At 44.4% G+C, this 16,107-nt stretch carries 10 protein-coding genes; 8 read left to right on the top strand and 2 right to left on the bottom strand.

Annotated features, from left to right (window positions below):
- The first annotated feature begins 4 nt into the window (after nt 1-4).
- Nucleotides 5-709 (top strand): class I SAM-dependent methyltransferase, encoded by a 705-nt coding sequence (locus tag CHA01nite_RS12395; RefSeq protein ID WP_146941791.1) that lies wholly within the window; start codon nt 5-7, stop codon nt 707-709.
- Here the strand turns inward: CHA01nite_RS12395 and CHA01nite_RS12390 are convergent.
- Nucleotides 682-1,368: a hypothetical protein gene (locus tag CHA01nite_RS12390; protein ID WP_146941789.1), complete on the bottom strand. Its 687-nt coding sequence runs from the start codon at nt 1,366-1,368 to the stop codon at nt 682-684. The genes CHA01nite_RS12395 and CHA01nite_RS12390 overlap by 28 nt on opposite strands.
- A 35-nt stretch (nt 1,369-1,403) precedes the next feature.
- A complete protein-coding gene (metG, locus tag CHA01nite_RS12385; RefSeq protein ID WP_146941786.1) occupies nt 1,404-3,443 on the bottom strand; it encodes a methionine--tRNA ligase in 2,040 nt (679 codons plus the stop codon).
- A gap of 334 nt (nt 3,444-3,777) precedes the next feature.
- Between metG and CHA01nite_RS12380 the strand changes: the two genes are divergently transcribed.
- From CHA01nite_RS12380 to CHA01nite_RS12350, 7 genes are all read left to right on the top strand, one after another.
- The gene (locus tag CHA01nite_RS12380) at nt 3,778-6,636 is read left to right on the top strand and encodes a SusC/RagA family TonB-linked outer membrane protein (RefSeq protein ID WP_146941784.1); all 2,859 of its coding nucleotides are present in this window, start codon (nt 3,778-3,780) and stop codon (nt 6,634-6,636) included.
- A gap of 11 nt (nt 6,637-6,647) precedes the next feature.
- Entirely contained in the window at nt 6,648-8,207 is a 1,560-nt protein-coding gene (locus tag CHA01nite_RS12375; protein ID WP_146941782.1) for a RagB/SusD family nutrient uptake outer membrane protein, read from the top strand.
- 20 nt (nt 8,208-8,227) lie between these two features.
- Complete coding sequence (locus tag CHA01nite_RS12370) at nt 8,228-9,301, top strand: SusE domain-containing protein (protein WP_146941780.1); 1,074 nt, start codon at nt 8,228-8,230, stop codon at nt 9,299-9,301.
- A 72-nt stretch (nt 9,302-9,373) separates the two neighbouring features.
- Nucleotides 9,374-11,530 (top strand): glycoside hydrolase family 97 protein, encoded by a 2,157-nt coding sequence (locus CHA01nite_RS12365; protein WP_146941778.1) that lies wholly within the window; start codon nt 9,374-9,376, stop codon nt 11,528-11,530.
- 231 nt (nt 11,531-11,761) lie between these two features.
- Nucleotides 11,762-13,618: a glycoside hydrolase family 13 protein gene (locus CHA01nite_RS12360; protein WP_146941776.1), complete on the top strand. Its 1,857-nt coding sequence runs from the start codon at nt 11,762-11,764 to the stop codon at nt 13,616-13,618.
- Between the two features lie 79 nt (nt 13,619-13,697).
- Nucleotides 13,698-14,210 (top strand): nuclear transport factor 2 family protein, encoded by a 513-nt coding sequence (locus CHA01nite_RS12355; protein WP_146941774.1) that lies wholly within the window; start codon nt 13,698-13,700, stop codon nt 14,208-14,210.
- Nucleotides 14,210-15,625 (top strand): MFS transporter, encoded by a 1,416-nt coding sequence (locus CHA01nite_RS12350; RefSeq protein WP_146941772.1) that lies wholly within the window; start codon nt 14,210-14,212, stop codon nt 15,623-15,625. Before CHA01nite_RS12355 ends, CHA01nite_RS12350 begins: the two co-directional genes overlap by 1 nt.
- Nucleotides 15,626-16,107: the final 482 nt, after the last annotated feature.

The raw sequence follows: 16,107 nt of genomic DNA, 5'->3' as shown, positions 1-16,107 counted from the left end.
AAGTATGAAAGACTTAATGGGCAAAGCCATCCGGGATTATTACCACAATGAAAATCCGGAAGACCTGCAGACCGAAACTTCCATTTCCGAACAGGATGAGCTACCGGTAAACTATCTGTTCCGTGATTTTGATCAGATGAATAAGATTGAGCAGAAAGCTTTGAAGCTTGCTCAGGGGAAAGTCCTCGACATCGGGGCAGGAGCAGGCTCCCATTCATTGTATCTTCAGGAGAAAAGAAACCTGGATGTTACGGCTTTGGATATTTCGCCGGAATCCATCGAAGTCTGTAAACTGAGAGGCGTTAAGAAAGCGGTCGCCGAAAATATGCTGCATTATTCGGGCGAAACTTTCGACACCATTCTTTTATTGATGAATGGAACTGGGATTTTTCAGAGCCTCCATGTGATCGACATTTACCTGAAAAAGCTTTACGGTTTACTCAATGCCAAAGGACAGATTTTAATCGACAGCACCGATATCCTGTATATGTTTGATGCGGACGAAGACGGCGGCGTTTACATTCCGGCGGAAGGCTATTACGGCGAGCTGGATTACATCGTCCACTATAAAGGCGAATCCGAAGATCCGATCAAATGGCTGTACCTGGATTTCAATACCCTGAAAAATGCAGCGGAAAACAACGGTTTCAAGATTGAGAAAGTCTTGCAGGAAGAGGATTCTTATCTGGCTAAAATGACGAAGAGATAAGACGGGGAGTATCCGTAATAATTCATGTAGCTCAAAAAAGCGGATAACGATCCGATGATCATCGGGACCATTAATGAATTCTTGCGGTAAGGGAGCTTTTTTATGGTTTCTATCCATAGAAAATAAAGCAGTAAAAATCCCGTAACGGCAAACAACAATTCAGGACTCCGGTTGAAAACCGTGGTTTTTCCAGAGGTTCCTGTCTCATACATTAATGGGATTCCAAAATACTGGATGATAGAATACGCAATACCAAGAAAAATAATACCGGTACCTTCCTTGTACTTTTTCAGTTTAAAGAGGTTCAGGCTCAGAAGAATCGCACCGGAAATAAACCCCAGACAAAGGCCGAAAAGCATAATCAGTTCTCTGGAGTGCAGACGGACAGCTTCAGGATCCTCAGTAATGTGATCTTTCTGCAGTTCTTCCTGTTCCAGTCTTTTACGCTCCTCGTCTTCATTTTTTTTCCTGATAAGCTTCCGGATACGGAATTTTTCATCATCCGTAAAAATCCGGCCTCTTTCTTCAAGAATTTCAGCGGCCAGCTTCATTGCCTCCGGCGTGAACCGGCTGTCTTCCCGTAAGTACCGCTCGAGTTCCGGATCGGTAAGCTTCTGTAACACTTTTTTCTGTACCATGGCAGATAAAAAAATGGGCATAGATTGCCCATTTTTATAATATAATTATTGAAAAATTACCCGATCTCGATACCGTTTTCTACATTGTTGTCATCCGGCGTTACAAAAGACAATTTTCCATCGGGTTTTGTGGTCAGCAACAGCATTCCCTGGGATTCGATGCCTCTGATCTTTCTCGGTGCAAGGTTTAATAAAATCATCACCTGCTTTCCGATCACTTCTTCCGGCGTAAAGCTTTCCGCGATTCCGGAAACCACCGTTCTTACATCCACCCCTGTATCAACGGTCAGCTTCAGCAGCTTATCAGCTTTTTCCACTTTTTCAGCTTCTAAAATAGTTGCGGTTCTCAGGTCGATTTTCGTAAAATCATCAAAAGTGATCTCGTCTTTCATAGGGTTGGCGTTAGGGTTGGTTTTTTTATTGTTTTGCTTGGTTTGTTCTAGTTTTTCTATTTGGGCATCAATTACTTGGTCATCAATTTTAGAATAAATAAGGGGTGCCTTTTCAACGATTTTATGACCCGCTTCAATTAAAACTTTTGAATTTTCAATTGTCGTCCAGTCTAATTGAGTAACATTGAAAATTTCATAAATTTTCTCAGCTGTGAAAGGAAGGAAAGGTTCTGCTAAATTTCCTAGTGCAACAGCAATTTGAGCTCCGATAAATAATGTGTTTTTTGTTTTTTCAACATCATTTTCGAAAGTTTTCCATGGCTCTTCGTTTTGCAGATATCCATTTCCAAATCTTGCTAAGTTCATGAATGCTGTCAAGGCATTTCTGAATTCATAATTATCCAGATAATTTCTTATCTCAATTGCACTTTTGCTGATTTGTTCAAGTTCTGGAGCGTTGATGTTTCCTTCAGGAACTTTGCCTTCAAAATATTTATTAATTAAAACAGCAACACGATTAATGAAGTTTCCAAAAATATTTACCAATTCAGAATTGTTCTTCGTCTGGAAGTCTTTCCATGTAAAATTATTATCCTTGGTTTCCGGAGCGGAGGACAGAAGCGCGTACCGCAGTACATCCTGCTGTCCAGGGAAATCTTCTACATATTCATGTGCCCAGACCGCCCAGTTTCGGGAAGTTGAAATCTTGTCATTTTCCAGGTTCAGGAATTCAAAGGCAGGAACGTTCTTCGGCATGATGTAATCGCCGTGAGCTTTCATCATCGAAGGGAAGATAATACAGTGGAACACGATATTGTCTTTTCCGATGAAGTGGACCAGGTCGGATTCTTCGCTCTGCCAGTAATCTTTCCAGTCTTTGCCGTTTTTCTCCGCCCATTCTTTAGTAAACGAAATATAACCGATCGGGGCATCGAACCATACGTACAATACTTTTCCTTCGGCACCCGGCAACGGAACCGGAACGCCCCAGTTCAGGTCTCTGGTCATGGCACGAGGTTTCAGCCCGTCATTCAGCCATGATTTTACCTGTCCGTATACGTTGGTCTTCCAGTCGTCCTTATGGCCTTCGATGATCCATTCGTTCAGGAAATCTTCATATTCGTTTAAAGGCAGGTACCAGTTTTTTGTTTCTTTTAAAATAGGAACGTTTCCGCTCAGCATTGATTTGGGATTGATCAGCTCGGACGGCGATAGGGTAGAACCGCATTTTTCACACTGGTCGCCGTAAGCATTTTCGTTGCCGCAGTTGGGGCAGGTTCCTACAATGTAACGGTCGGCAAGGAATTCTCCTGCCTGCTCATCAAAATACTGTTCAGACATTTCTTCGGTGAATTTGCCTTTTTCATAAAGCACCTTAAAAAAATCCTGACTGGTTTCATAATGCTTTTCAGACGTTGTCCTGGAATATTCATCAAAGGAAATCCCCAGATCCGAAAAGGATTTTTTAATGATCTCATGGTACTTATCAACAATATCCTGAGGCGTTACGCCTTCTTTTTTAGCTCTTATGGTAATGGGAATTCCGTGCTCATCCGAACCACAGATAAACGCGACCTCTTTCCCTGATCTTCTCTGAAATCTTGCATATACATCCGCAGGAATATAAACCCCTGCCAAATGCCCAATATGAACCGGTCCGTTTGCGTAAGGCAAAGCTGCCGTAATCATCTTTCTGTTTGACATTTATAGTAAAGTTTTTTGAACTGCAAAGATAAGGATAATCATCGAAAGTAGAGAAGATAACAAGATTGAGGCTTTCGGAGAGTGCCAAATTGATGAAAAGGGTATATTTAGTTAAACGATTGTTTAACTTTTTGTTAAAATTATATTAATATTATGTTTTGCATATTTTAATCTAAAATATTGGTTATTAATGTACTAAATAAATGTGCGCTTTTAATTTACATAAATTTATGTAATTTTTAATTAAAATTAAGTTAATTATAATTTTTTTATAAATTGCATCAGGCCTTTCGGCTAAAAGATAAGTACGAAGAAACTATATAAAAATAATATTGTGAAAAACTTTACAACGGTATTAAAAATTGCGCCTGCCTTCCTGTTGGCCAGCGCAATGGTCCATGCACAGACGGACTCTACAACCAAGGAGAAAAAAATTGATGAGGTGGTACTCGTCGGTTACGGCAGGCAGAAAAAATCTGACCTAACCGGTTCCATTACTGCGGTCTCGGAAAAAGAATTCAACAGAGGGGCGATTGTTTCTGCAGATCAGCTGATTACGGGGAAAGCCCCGGGGGTAAGGATCACCAACTCCGGAGGTTCGCCCGATGCCACCCCGAATATCAGAATCAGAGGCGGATCCTCTTTTACGGCCAACAATAACCCATTGATCGTTATTGACGGAGTTCCGCTTGATACCAGCAACCCGGCGGGGGTAGCCAATCCGCTGAACCTGATCAACCCGAACGATATCGAATCTTTTTCCATATTGAAAGATGCATCTGCCACCGCTATTTACGGGAACAGGGGATCCAACGGGGTAATCATCATCAAGACCAAAAGAGGCGGCGGAAAGCTCAGGGTAAACCTGAATACCTATGTTTCCGTAGGCACGGTAAGCAGGTATATCGACGTCATGGACGCCGGCGAATTTACCCGTTTTATCAATCAGAACTATCCGGATTTCAATTATCTCTTAGGAGTCGGAGGGGACGTAAATAATAAAACGGTACCGGGAAAAATATATAATACGGATTGGCAGAAAGTCATTTACCGGAATTCCGTTTCTTCGGATAACAACCTGAGTGTTTCGGGAAGCTTATTCAATAAGGTGCCTACCCGGCTGTCATTAGGCTACAACAGGACGGAAGGAGTGATCAGGACCAGTGATTACGAAAGGTTTTCTGCAGGGTTAAATATTACGCCTACGTTCTTTGACAACCATCTGAAAATCGATTTCAGCTTGAAGGGACTGTTTTCCAAGCTCAATGCCATTGATGACGGAGCGGCAATCGGCGGTGCACTGAATATGAATCCTACTTTACCCGTTTATGTATCCGAAACCGGTTTAACGGGCGAGCCTTATGACAGGTTCGGAGGGTATTACCAGAACGTTGTGCCGAAAGGAAACCAATATCTTATCCAGGGGCAGAGCAACCCGTTGGCAGTTCTTCTCCAGCGGCAGTCTCCTCAAAAAGTAACCAAGTTTTTAGGAAATGCCGAAATCAATTATAAATTTCATTTCCTACCCGATTTACGGGCTATTGTAAACCTGGGACTGGAAGCTTCCAAGTCTGATCTGAAAACGGTTTTCAGCAACAACGCCGTTGCTACCTATAGGAACCCGCAGAATGCTCTGATTCCTAATGACTATGTATTCAGTCCGGGAGTGGATTATGCCGAAAATCAGACCATTGTGAATCAGACCATGGACGCTTATCTCGTCTATGAAAAAAGATATTCAGGTTTTCTTTCGCATTTTCTGGTTCAGGGAGGGTATTCCTATCAGAATTTCAAAAAAGACGGGTATAAGGACCAATACCGGTACGATGACGCCAGCGGTCTGAGGGTTCCGAATCCGGGAACCCCTTTGAACCCTAACAACCGATACTACAATGTACTCAATCTGCAGTCGTTCCTGGGAAGGGCCAATATTGATTTTTACGATAAATATTTATTCACCCTGAATTTCAGGGCGGATGCTTCCTCACTGTTTCAGAAAGGTGAACGATGGGGCTACTTCCCGGGAGTTGGTTTTGCCTGGAAGGTAAATAAAGACTTTTTAAAGGAATCTGCAAACGTAAACGATCTTAAACTCAGGCTGGGATGGGGTAGGACCGGTAATGCCGATATCACGAACGTAGCAGGATATTATCCTTCCAGTGCATATTTTTCAATCGGAGGAACCAATTCACAGTATTTTCCGGGAGTGGGTACTTATAGTGCATTACCGTTTAATCCGGGCTTAAGCTGGGAAACTGCAGAAACATGGAACGGGGGAATTGATTTCTCATTTTTCAGACAGGAAAGAATATCAGGTAGCGTTGATGTTTATCAAAGAAAAACAACCAATCTTTTAGCAAAAGTAACTTTGCCGCCGGGACAGGGTCTTACCAATGAGTTTACGAAAAACGTCGGTTCCCTGGAAAATAAAGGGGTCGAGCTTAATCTAACCGTCATTCCCGTAAAAAATGAAACTACCAGCTGGTCTGTATCCGGAAACTTCGGGTATAACGATTCCAAAATTTTAGACCTGGGAGATGTTAAAAACATCCAGGTTCTGGAAAGCACATTACCGGTAGGAACGGGGGTAAAGCTGGCCACCAATGTGGTGGGCGGGCAGCCTTATTCTGCATGGGTACTGCAACAGGTTTATGACGCAAACGGAAAGCCTCTTGATAATGTATACGTTGACCGGAATAATGACGGGGTCATCAATGACGACGATAAATACTTTAAAGCGATCAGGCCGCGGTGGACTTACGGGTTCAGCACAACAGTCAACTATAAAAACTGGGACCTTAATGCAGCGTTCCGCGGACAGATCGGCGGGCTTATGTACAACACGAGAAGGATTGCCCAGGGCCTGAAAAGCGCTACCATTCCTTCAAATTCATTAAACCTGAACAATACGCTGGCTTCTACCGCAGATTCGCCGTTTACCATTTCGGATAACCTGTATTTATCGGATTATTTCCTTGAAGATGCTTCTTTCCTGAAACTGGACAATGTGACAGTGGGCTATTTATTTAAAAATGTATTTAAAAGTACCAATGTGCGAGTATATGCCTCTGTAAATAACGTGTATACATGGACTGATTATTCGGGCCAGGATCCTGAAAATTTTTCGGGCATTGATAACAATTTTTATCCGAGACCGAGAATCTATACCGTCGGATTTAACTTTAATTTTTAAAAAATACCAAAATGAAAAATACCAAATATAAAGTACTGGCCCTTTTAACATTCCTTGCTGTAAATACGGCCTGTATAAATGACCTGGATACACAGCCGAAGGTAGAGCAGACTTTGGCAAACCTCCTGGCAGCAGATCCGAACGCCGTAGAAGGTCTTCTTTCGAGGCTATATGCCAGTTTTGCGCTTTCCAGTGTGGAGGGCCCCGATAAATCCGATATCTCGGGAGCCGATCCGGGAGAATCGCCGTTCGTAAGAGGATTGGTGAACCTGCAGGATTTTACTGCTGACGACATGAAGAACAGATGGGGAGACAACGGGTTGGATCAGTTGACCACCACTTCAAACTGGACTTCAAACAATAAGTTTTTTAAATACGTATACGACCGGATTTACTATACGGTTCCGCAGGCTACCAACCTGATCCTTATCATGAAAAGCGACCAGGTGAATTATGCCAACAAGAACCAGGTAGTTGACGAATTGAGGTTCCTGAGGTCTTTGTCCTATTATTATCTGATCGACCTGTTTGGAAAAGGAGTATTGGTGAATGACCAGAATTTCAACACTGCCGCACCGTTGCCCGAATCTTCAAGAAAGGATCTTTTCAACTATGTGGAAAGCGAGCTTTTGGCCATTGAAGCAACGTTACCGGTAACCAACTCTTACGGAAGGGCAAATAAAGCCTGCGCAAGGATGCTGCTGGCTAAACTATATCTTAACGCCGAAGTCTACACCGGAACAGCAAGATATAATGATGCAGCCACCTACCTCAATAAAATCATAAATGAAGGAGGTTATCAGCTGGAATCCAATATAAGAAAGAATTTTTCATCAGATAACAACACTTCCAAAGAAATCATATTTCCGCTGATCGCAGATGCGGTATCCAGCCAGAGTTTCGGAAATACGACGTATCTGGTTAACGGAAGCATTAGTACGGACACCATGGTTCCTGCTGATTTCGGTGCCAAACAAGGCTGGGCCGGGCACAGGGCTACAAAAGCATGGTATGGTTTATTCGGAAACAGTATTGCCGATCTTCAGGCCAGTCCTGATAAAAGAGCAAAACTGTTCTGGACACAAGGCCATAATTGGGAAATGAACGACTATAAAGCATGGACGGACGGATTGCCTTCAGATAAATTCTGGAATAAGGATTCTAACGGTACTGGTGGAGCAACAGACTATTCCTCAACGGATTTCCCATTATTCAGATTGGCAGATGTCTATCTGATGTATGCTGAATGCGCACTAAGAGGCGCTTCCGGAACTACGGTTGCCCAGGGTCTTACTTATGTAAATCAGGTAAGGGCCAGATCTTCTGCATTACCATTAGGTACACTTACTCTTGATAATCTTTTGGATGAAAGAGCAAGAGAACTGAACTTTGAAGGAATGAGAAGACAGGATTTGATCAGATTCGGAAAATTTACGGGAGGATCCTATCTCTGGCCATGGAAAGGAGGCGTGAAAAACGGAGTTTCCATTTCGGATAATTACAAAGTATTCCCGATACCGAGTTCGGCACTTCAGTCGAATCCTAATTTGACCCAAAATCCTGGTTTCTAATTTTTAAATCAATCTAGAAAATGAAAAATACACTAAAAATTATATGGTCTTCCATGCTGTTTATGCTCATGTTTTCCTGTACGGGAGAAGATGATCAGGTAGTTATGAATGAAGCGGTTAAAGGAACACTATCTGCGGATAATAGCGTGCTGGTTCTCAATAATTCAACGCCTGCTGCAGAAGCTGTGAAATTTACCTATTCCCCACCTGTATTTGATCAGGCCGTAGCTATCCCTCAATATTTTATTGAAATCGATCTGAAAGGACATAATTTCAGTAAATCCCAGCAGGTAAGTGCGCCTAAGTCAGATAAAACCCTTGCGATTACCCATAAAGTACTTAATGATTTCCTGATTGCTTCAGGAGCCAAAGCCGGGGAAGCAACGGATGTTGAGGTAAGACTTAAATCCTCTTTCAGTTCGAATACCAATTATTACTCGAATGTGGTTACTATGAAAGTCACGCCTTTCGTCAGTCTGAAAAATCTGTATCTGGTAGGAAATGCTACAGAAGCGGACTGGAACAACAATAATAACAACAAGGCCCTTTTCCGGGATCCGGATAACGTGAATAAATTTTATTTCAGAGGTTATTTCTCGGCAGGGGCGTTCAAATTACTTGAAAAGCTTGGAGTCTGGCATCCTCAGTGGGGCCTGAACGGCAGTCTGGTAGCGGCCAGTAATGAAGACGGATCGAACGAACCCGGCTCTTTCAATATTACAACGGCGGGATACTATACTTTTCAGATCGATATCAATGCAAAGACTTACTCCCTGACACCGTCTTCAGCGTCAGGGGCTGTTTATCCTACCATCGGAATCATCGGATCGTCTACACCGGACGGGTGGAACAGCGATCAGGATATGACGGCCTCTGCAGCAAATCCTCACCTCTGGAAAATTTCAAATGTTGCATTAACCGTCGGAGAAGCAAAATTCAGGGCCAATAATGACTGGGGAACCAATTGGGGAAATACCACGCCTTTTTCCGGTATCGGACAGTTAGGCGGAGGGAATATCCCTATTAATGAAGCGGGGAATTACGATGTTTATTTTAACGATCTGGATGGCAGATATATTTTCATCAAGAAATAAGCGCATATATATTTTTTAAAAGTGTTGCTCGCAAGCAGCACTTTTTTTATTTTTAAACTTAGAATAGTCATTATGAAGAAAATTACGATGGGGGCGGTCTTGTTCTCAATGATGTTTGCAGGAGTGAACGCACAGACTTTACAGTCGCCGGACGGAAAATTCCGGATGGATTTCCAATTGAAGCAGGGCGTACCCTATTACAACCTGAAATACAACGGCGCCGTGGTCGTGGAAGACTCGAAACTGGGGCTGAGGTTATTCAAGGATACGGCCATTAAATTTGCGTCGGAAATCGCCAAGCCGGAAGATGCGAAATTCGATCTCAACAACGGCTTTTCCAAAAAAACGGAAACCAGGGATTCTAAAAACGAAACCTGGCAGCCGGTACTGGGCGAAAAGAAAAATTATATCAATAACTACAACGAGCTGGCGGTAACCCTGCATCAGGATGCCACCGACCGGGATATCGTCGTTAAATTCAGGCTGTTTAACGACGGGCTTGGATTCCGTTACGAATTTCCGCAGCAGAAAAACCTGAACTATTTTGTCATCCGCGAAGAAGATTCCGAAATCGATTTCCCGACCGATATGAAAGCCTGGTGGATTGCTGCCGACTACGATTCGCAGGAATACCAGCCGCAGACCACGAAGATTTCTGAAATCCCGGCCAGATGGCCGAGTTCATTCGACAGCAATGCTTCCCAGCAGATGGTGCCGAATGCGGTACAGTCGCCGCTGATGCTGAAGAGAGAAGGAAAAGAGCCTTTATACGTAAACCTTGGAGAAGCGGCCGTACTGGACTATCCGGCTTCCAACCTCGAAGTGGACGCCGTGAATTTCAAATTCAAAACGCATCTGACTCCGGACCGTCAGGGTGCGAAAGGCTATATCCAGACGTCCTCCGTATCTCCGTGGAGAACCATCATCGTTTCTCCGAAAGCGGAAGAAGTATTAGGTTCCAAAATGATGTTCAACCTCAACGAACCGACCAAATATACCGACACCTCATATATTCACCCGACCAAATACATGGGCGTATGGTGGGAAATGATCATCGGGAAATCCCAGTGGGCGTATTCTACTGCGGAAAACGTGCACATCGGTGTAACGGATTTCTCAAAGTTGACCCCAAATGGAAAACATGCCGCGAATACGACAAAAGTAAAAGAATACATCGATTTCGCTGCAGAGAACGGCTTCAAAGGCCTGTTGATTGAAGGCTGGAACGTGGGCTGGGAAGACTGGTTCGGACATTCCAAGGAATTTGTCTTTGATTTCATTACACCGTACCCGGATTTCGATATCAAAGCTTTGAACGACTATGCCCACTCCAAAGGCATGAAGCTCATCATGCACCATGAGACCTCCGGTTCCGCCACCAATTACGAAAGATGGGCGGATAAAGCCTTCAAGCTGATGAATGATTACGGCTATGACGCGGTAAAAACCGGTTATGTCGGCGATATTATTCCGAGAGGCGAGCACCATTATTCCCAATGGACCATCAACCATTTCTACAGGATTGCCCAAAAAGCCAACGAGTATAAAATCATGGTCAACTCCCATGAATCCGTTCGTCCGGGCGGGGAAAGCAGGACCTACCCGAACTGGATTTCCGCCGAAGCCGCAAGGGGAACCGAGTTTGAAGCCTTTGCCGGAAACAACCCCGATCACCAGACCATTCTTCCGTTTACCCGATGGATGGGCGGACCGATGGACTACACACCGGGAATTTTCCAGACCAAACTGGATTACTATTTCCCGGGCGACAAACGTTTCGTAAAAACCACCCTGGCCAAACAGCTGGCCCTGTATGTCGTGATGTACATGCCGCTGCAGATGGCCGCCGACTTGCCGGAAAACTACAAACGCCACATGGATGCTTTCCAGTTCATTAAAGACGTTGCCGCCGACTGGGACGATACCAGGATCTTATCTGCCGAGCCGGGAGACTACATCATCACGGCCCGGAAAGCCAAAGGTACCGAAGACTGGTTCGTAGGTGGAATTACCGATGAAAACAAGCGCGAATACACCGTGGATTTCTCGTTCCTCGACAAAGGCCGTAAATATGAAGTAACGGTATATGAAGACGGAAAGGATGCGGATTATGTCAACAATCCTCAAAGCTACAACATCTACAAAAAGACGGTTACCAGCAAATCTAAGATCAGGGTCAACATGGTAAGAAGCGGTGGTTTTGCCATCTCTGCGAAGCCGGTGAAATAAGAGAAGCCTCCTGAAGACCATTGTTTTTCAGGAGCTTTTTCCCGCTCTCCGCTCATACTCCTCGCGCCGCCGCATGGCCGTCCCCGCTGTGGGGTAACCGCTGCGATCGGGGCTATGGGCGGAGAGTTTTTTAAGAAACCCTCGTGAAAATACATCCGGATCAATTCAGGAGTACGGAAATAAAAAATCAGCAGTATTTTCAAAACAACACTGATTCAACTATAGTAAAATATGAAAAAAATATACCTCACCTTTGCCGTTTCCATGGCGTCTCTGGCATTTTCCCAGAAAGCGCTGGACCGCGTAGAACCGGCATTCTGGTGGAAAGGAATGAAAAACCCGGAGCTTCAGATCCTGGTTTACGGGAAAAATATTGCCAATAATGAAATCGAACTTTCTGACGGCATTCAGGCCAAAGAGATCCGCAAAGTAGAAAACCCGAATTACGTTTTTGTAACCGTGAACACCAACGAGATCAACGTTCCGAAATTCAATATTACCATCAAAAACGGCAGGAAAAAAGTAGGTTCCTATACGTATGAACTGAAAGAGAGACACCCAAACTCTGCCAACCGGGAATCGTTCACCTCAAAAGACGTCATGTACCTCATCATGCCCGACCGCTTTGCCAACGGTGATGAAAAAAATGATTCCAGGCCCGATCTTACGGAAAAAGCCAACCGCAGCCTTCCCAACGGACGACACGGCGGAGACCTCAGGGGAATCATCAACAATCTCGATTACATTCAGAACTTAGGCGCCACCTCAGTCTGGCTCACCCCGGTGAATGAAGACAACGAGAAAGTTTATTCCTACCATGGCTATGCCCAGACCGACCTCTACAAAATTGACGGCCGCTATGGTACCAACGAAGAGTACCGGGAACTCTCCCAAAAGCTCAACCAACGGAAAATGATGCTGGTAATGGACTATGTGACCAACCACTGGGGAATTTCCCATTGGCTCATCAAAGACCTCCCGACCAAAGACTGGATCCATACCTTTAGCGATGAAGAGAAAGGCTTTAAACGGTCCAACTACAAAACGACCACCCAGTTCGATACCAATGCTTCGGAAATTGATAAGCAGACCGCTTTGGACGGATGGTTTGACACAACAATGCCGGACATCAACCAAAGCAATCCGCTGGTATTAAAATACCTTACCCAAAACGCCATCTGGTGGATCGAATATGCCGAGCTCGGCGGGTTCCGTGTAGATACCTATCCGTATAACGACAAAGAAGCCATGGCCCAATGGGCCAAAGCCATCACCGATGAATATCCGAAGTTCAACATTGTAGGGGAAACCTGGCTCAGCAGTCCGGCCTATATTTCCGCCTGGCAGAAGGATTCCAAAACCGGGGAAGCTGCCCATTACAATTCCCATCTTCCGTCCGTGATGGATTTTATGCTGTACGGCGATCTGCCTAAAGCCATCAGAGAAAAGGACGGCTGGGACAGCGGGATGAGCCGGATTTACAACAGTCTGGCCAGCGATTTCCTGTATCCGGACATCAACAACGTCATGGTCTTTTTTGAAAACCACGATACCGAACGGTGGAACGAAATCTTCAATGCCGACCCGAAAGCTTACAAGCTGGGACTAACCGTGATTTCTACCGTCCGTGGAATTCCCCAGATCTATTACGGTTCCGAAGTAGGAATGCGCGGCGATAAAAACAAAGGTGGTGATGCCGACATCAGAAGGGATTTTCCCGGCGGATGGAAAACCGATCAGCAAAATGCCTTTAATCCTTCATCCCAGACCGCGGACCAGAAAGAATTTTACCAATTCACGCAGAAACTGCTGAACTGGAGAAAGGGGAAGGATGTCATCCATACAGGGAAAACCAAAAACTTCGTTCCCCGGGATAATGTTTTTGTCTATTTCAGGTATAACGACAGAGAAAGCGTCATGGTGGTTCTCAATAACAATGACCAGGAAAAAACCGTTGACATTAAACATTTTGCAGAATCGCTTAACCAGTTTACAACAGGAAAAGATATCATTTCAGGAAAAGAATTCTCCGTCAAAACTGATTTCGTCGTTCCTGCTAAAACATCGATGATTATTGAATTGAAATAATAGATCTCTATCATTAAACCTCTTCAAACCTCATAGGTTTTCAAAACCTATGAGGTTTAAACAACAACTACAACCCAACATGAAAAAAACAACCATACTTTTTACTTTTCTGCTGATGATGCTCAGCTTTTCAGCCGTTTCAGCCCAGACAAAATCCGAAAATGAAAAAACGGCCATCGGGACCATGCTTGACAGTTTCAACGTTGCCGCTGCAAAAGCCGATTTCGATACCTACTTCAATTATTTTGCAGACGAATCCGCCTTCATCGGGACCGACGCCACTGAAGTCTGGGACAAAAAAGCTTTTAAAGCTTGGGCAAAACCGTATTTTGATAAAAAATCCACCTGGAACTTTACCTCACTGAAAAGAAACATCTATTTCAGCAAAGACGGTAAGCTTGCCTGGTTTGATGAGCTGCTCGATACGCAGATGAAAATCTGCCGCGGTTCGGGAGTGGTGGAAAAAATTAACGGGCAGTGGAAAATCAGGCAGTACGTCCTTTCCATGACCGTTCCGAACGAAGTCGTGGATAAAGTCGTTGCCGAAAAAGCCCCGATTGAAGAAGCATTAATTCAAAAACTGAAAAAATAATGACAGAAATGGTAGGAAAACACGATTCCGGTATATCCGGGAAAGTAAAAAAGCCCGATTTATCCATGCTTCAGATCATCAACATGAGCATGGGATTTCTGGGAATCCAGATGGCCTTCGGGCTGCAGAACGGAAACGCCAGCCGGATCCTGGCCAATTTCGGTGCTGATGTGCATGAACTGTCCTGGTTCTGGCTGGTAGCTCCCGTCACAGGACTGATCGTTCAGCCCATCATCGGCCATATGGGCGACAATACCTGGAGCCCGCTCGGAAGAAGAAAACCGTATTTCCTGATCGGCGCCATCCTGTGTGCTGTCGGTCTGGTCATGTTACCAAATGCGGCGTCGGCAACCCAGATGATGGCGGCCAATGTATTGCTGCTGGCCGTCATTTTCCTGGCGATGATGGATGCTTCCATCAATGTGGCCATGGAACCGTTCCGTGCATTGGTAGGCGATATGCTGCCGAAACATCAGGGCACCATCGGTTTTTCCGTACAGACCATCCTGATCGGGATTGGGGCGGTGATCGGTTCTTATCTTCCGGACTGGCTTACCCAGCTCGGCATTTCAAATGAAGCTGCCGCAGGTTTTGTAGCCGATAATGTCATCTATTCGTTTTATGTAGGAGCAGGATTTCTACTTCTGACCATTATTTATACCATTGTCACCACCAAAGAATATTCTCCGGCAGAATTTGCTGCTTTCGAAGGAGGAAAAGATATTGCGCCGCCTTCAAAATTTAAGGATATCTTCAAAGATTTTTCCAATATTCCGCCCCAGATGAAAAGGCTTGGGATCGTGCAGTTCTTTTCCTGGTTTGCCCTGTTTACCATGTGGGTATTTACCACCAGCGCGTTAGCTACCCATCATTTCGGACTGTCACCGGAAGATACCCATTCCAAAGCATTTAATGATGCGGGAGACCTTACCGGTAAACTCTTCGGGATGTACAACCTGTGGGCCATTCCCTTTGCCTTCATTTTGACGCCGCTGGCGAAATGGATCGGGAAAAAGCAGACCCACGCCCTGGCCCTGGCTTTCGGGGGAACCGGCCTCATCCTGATGTATTTCATTAAAGACACCGGCCTGCTCTGGATTTCCATGATCGGGCTTGGATTTGCCTGGGCCAGTATCCTCGCGATGCCTTATGCCATGCTGATCGAAGTGATCCCGCAGAAAAAAATGGGCGTGTATATGGGGATTTTCAACTTCTTTATCGTGATCCCGCAAATTATCAATGGTGTATTCGGCGGACCGATCGTCAGCGGTGTATTCGGAAAGATGGCCATCGATTATGTAGTCGTGGGAGGCATCTGCATGCTGTTGGGTGCCATCCTCACCCTGATTTTCATCAAATCCGAAGACGAAACTCCGAAAGAGATTGAGGAGGAGATCCGGCAGGTGCATTTTTAATACCATATTAACATAAACTTAAAGTAAAAATCAGATGAATAGGCTGGAAGAAGGGAGCTTGATGATGGAAGTTTCTTTTATCTCTAAATCAAAAATCAAATAGGATCGGTCTGCATTGATGAGTTATGATGATTCATTTGATTTTAATCTCTATTCTAAAAAAAAACTGCTTAAGCTATTTGCTGAAGCAGTTTTTTTTCAGTGATATTTCAAATAAAAGAACAAACCATCTGGTATCAATAGGAATGGGCTAAAGCCCATTCGCAAAAAAAATAATTTCCATCCGGCTTTAGCCAAAATCTGAAAACATCCGGCATAATGGCGTGGCTTCGGCTCCGCTCAGACACCGGTTAGCCATTTAGTTGACTTATAGTATAAATTTGGATTTCGCCCATTTATGTCATCCCCGCAGGGGATCTCAGCGTAGTATCAGAGAATAATATACACATTTGTCTTTAAATCTCTGTCAGCAATTCTTTATT

The organism is Chryseobacterium hagamense, assembly GCF_007991455.1.
Classification (GTDB): domain Bacteria; phylum Bacteroidota; class Bacteroidia; order Flavobacteriales; family Weeksellaceae; genus Chryseobacterium; species Chryseobacterium hagamense.
This window is presented reverse-complemented; position numbering and strand designations above follow the sequence as displayed.

Excerpts from the sequence above, each read along its gene's own strand:
- CHA01nite_RS12365 (WP_146941778.1), top strand. The coding sequence starts at position 9,374 with ATGAAGAAAATTACGATGGGGGCGGTCTTGTTCTCAATGATGTTTGCA.
- CHA01nite_RS12390 (WP_146941789.1), bottom strand. The coding sequence starts at position 1,368 with ATGCCCATTTTTTTATCTGCCATGGTACAGAAAAAAGTGTTACAGAAG.
- CHA01nite_RS12375 (WP_146941782.1), top strand. The coding sequence starts at position 6,648 with ATGAAAAATACCAAATATAAAGTACTGGCCCTTTTAACATTCCTTGCT.
- CHA01nite_RS12370 (WP_146941780.1), top strand. The coding sequence starts at position 8,228 with ATGAAAAATACACTAAAAATTATATGGTCTTCCATGCTGTTTATGCTC.
- metG (WP_146941786.1), bottom strand. The coding sequence starts at position 3,443 with ATGTCAAACAGAAAGATGATTACGGCAGCTTTGCCTTACGCAAACGGA.
- CHA01nite_RS12360 (WP_146941776.1), top strand. The coding sequence starts at position 11,762 with ATGAAAAAAATATACCTCACCTTTGCCGTTTCCATGGCGTCTCTGGCA.
- CHA01nite_RS12355 (WP_146941774.1), top strand. The coding sequence starts at position 13,698 with ATGAAAAAAACAACCATACTTTTTACTTTTCTGCTGATGATGCTCAGC.
- CHA01nite_RS12395 (WP_146941791.1), top strand. The coding sequence starts at position 5 with ATGAAAGACTTAATGGGCAAAGCCATCCGGGATTATTACCACAATGAA.
- CHA01nite_RS12350 (WP_146941772.1), top strand. The coding sequence starts at position 14,210 with ATGACAGAAATGGTAGGAAAACACGATTCCGGTATATCCGGGAAAGTA.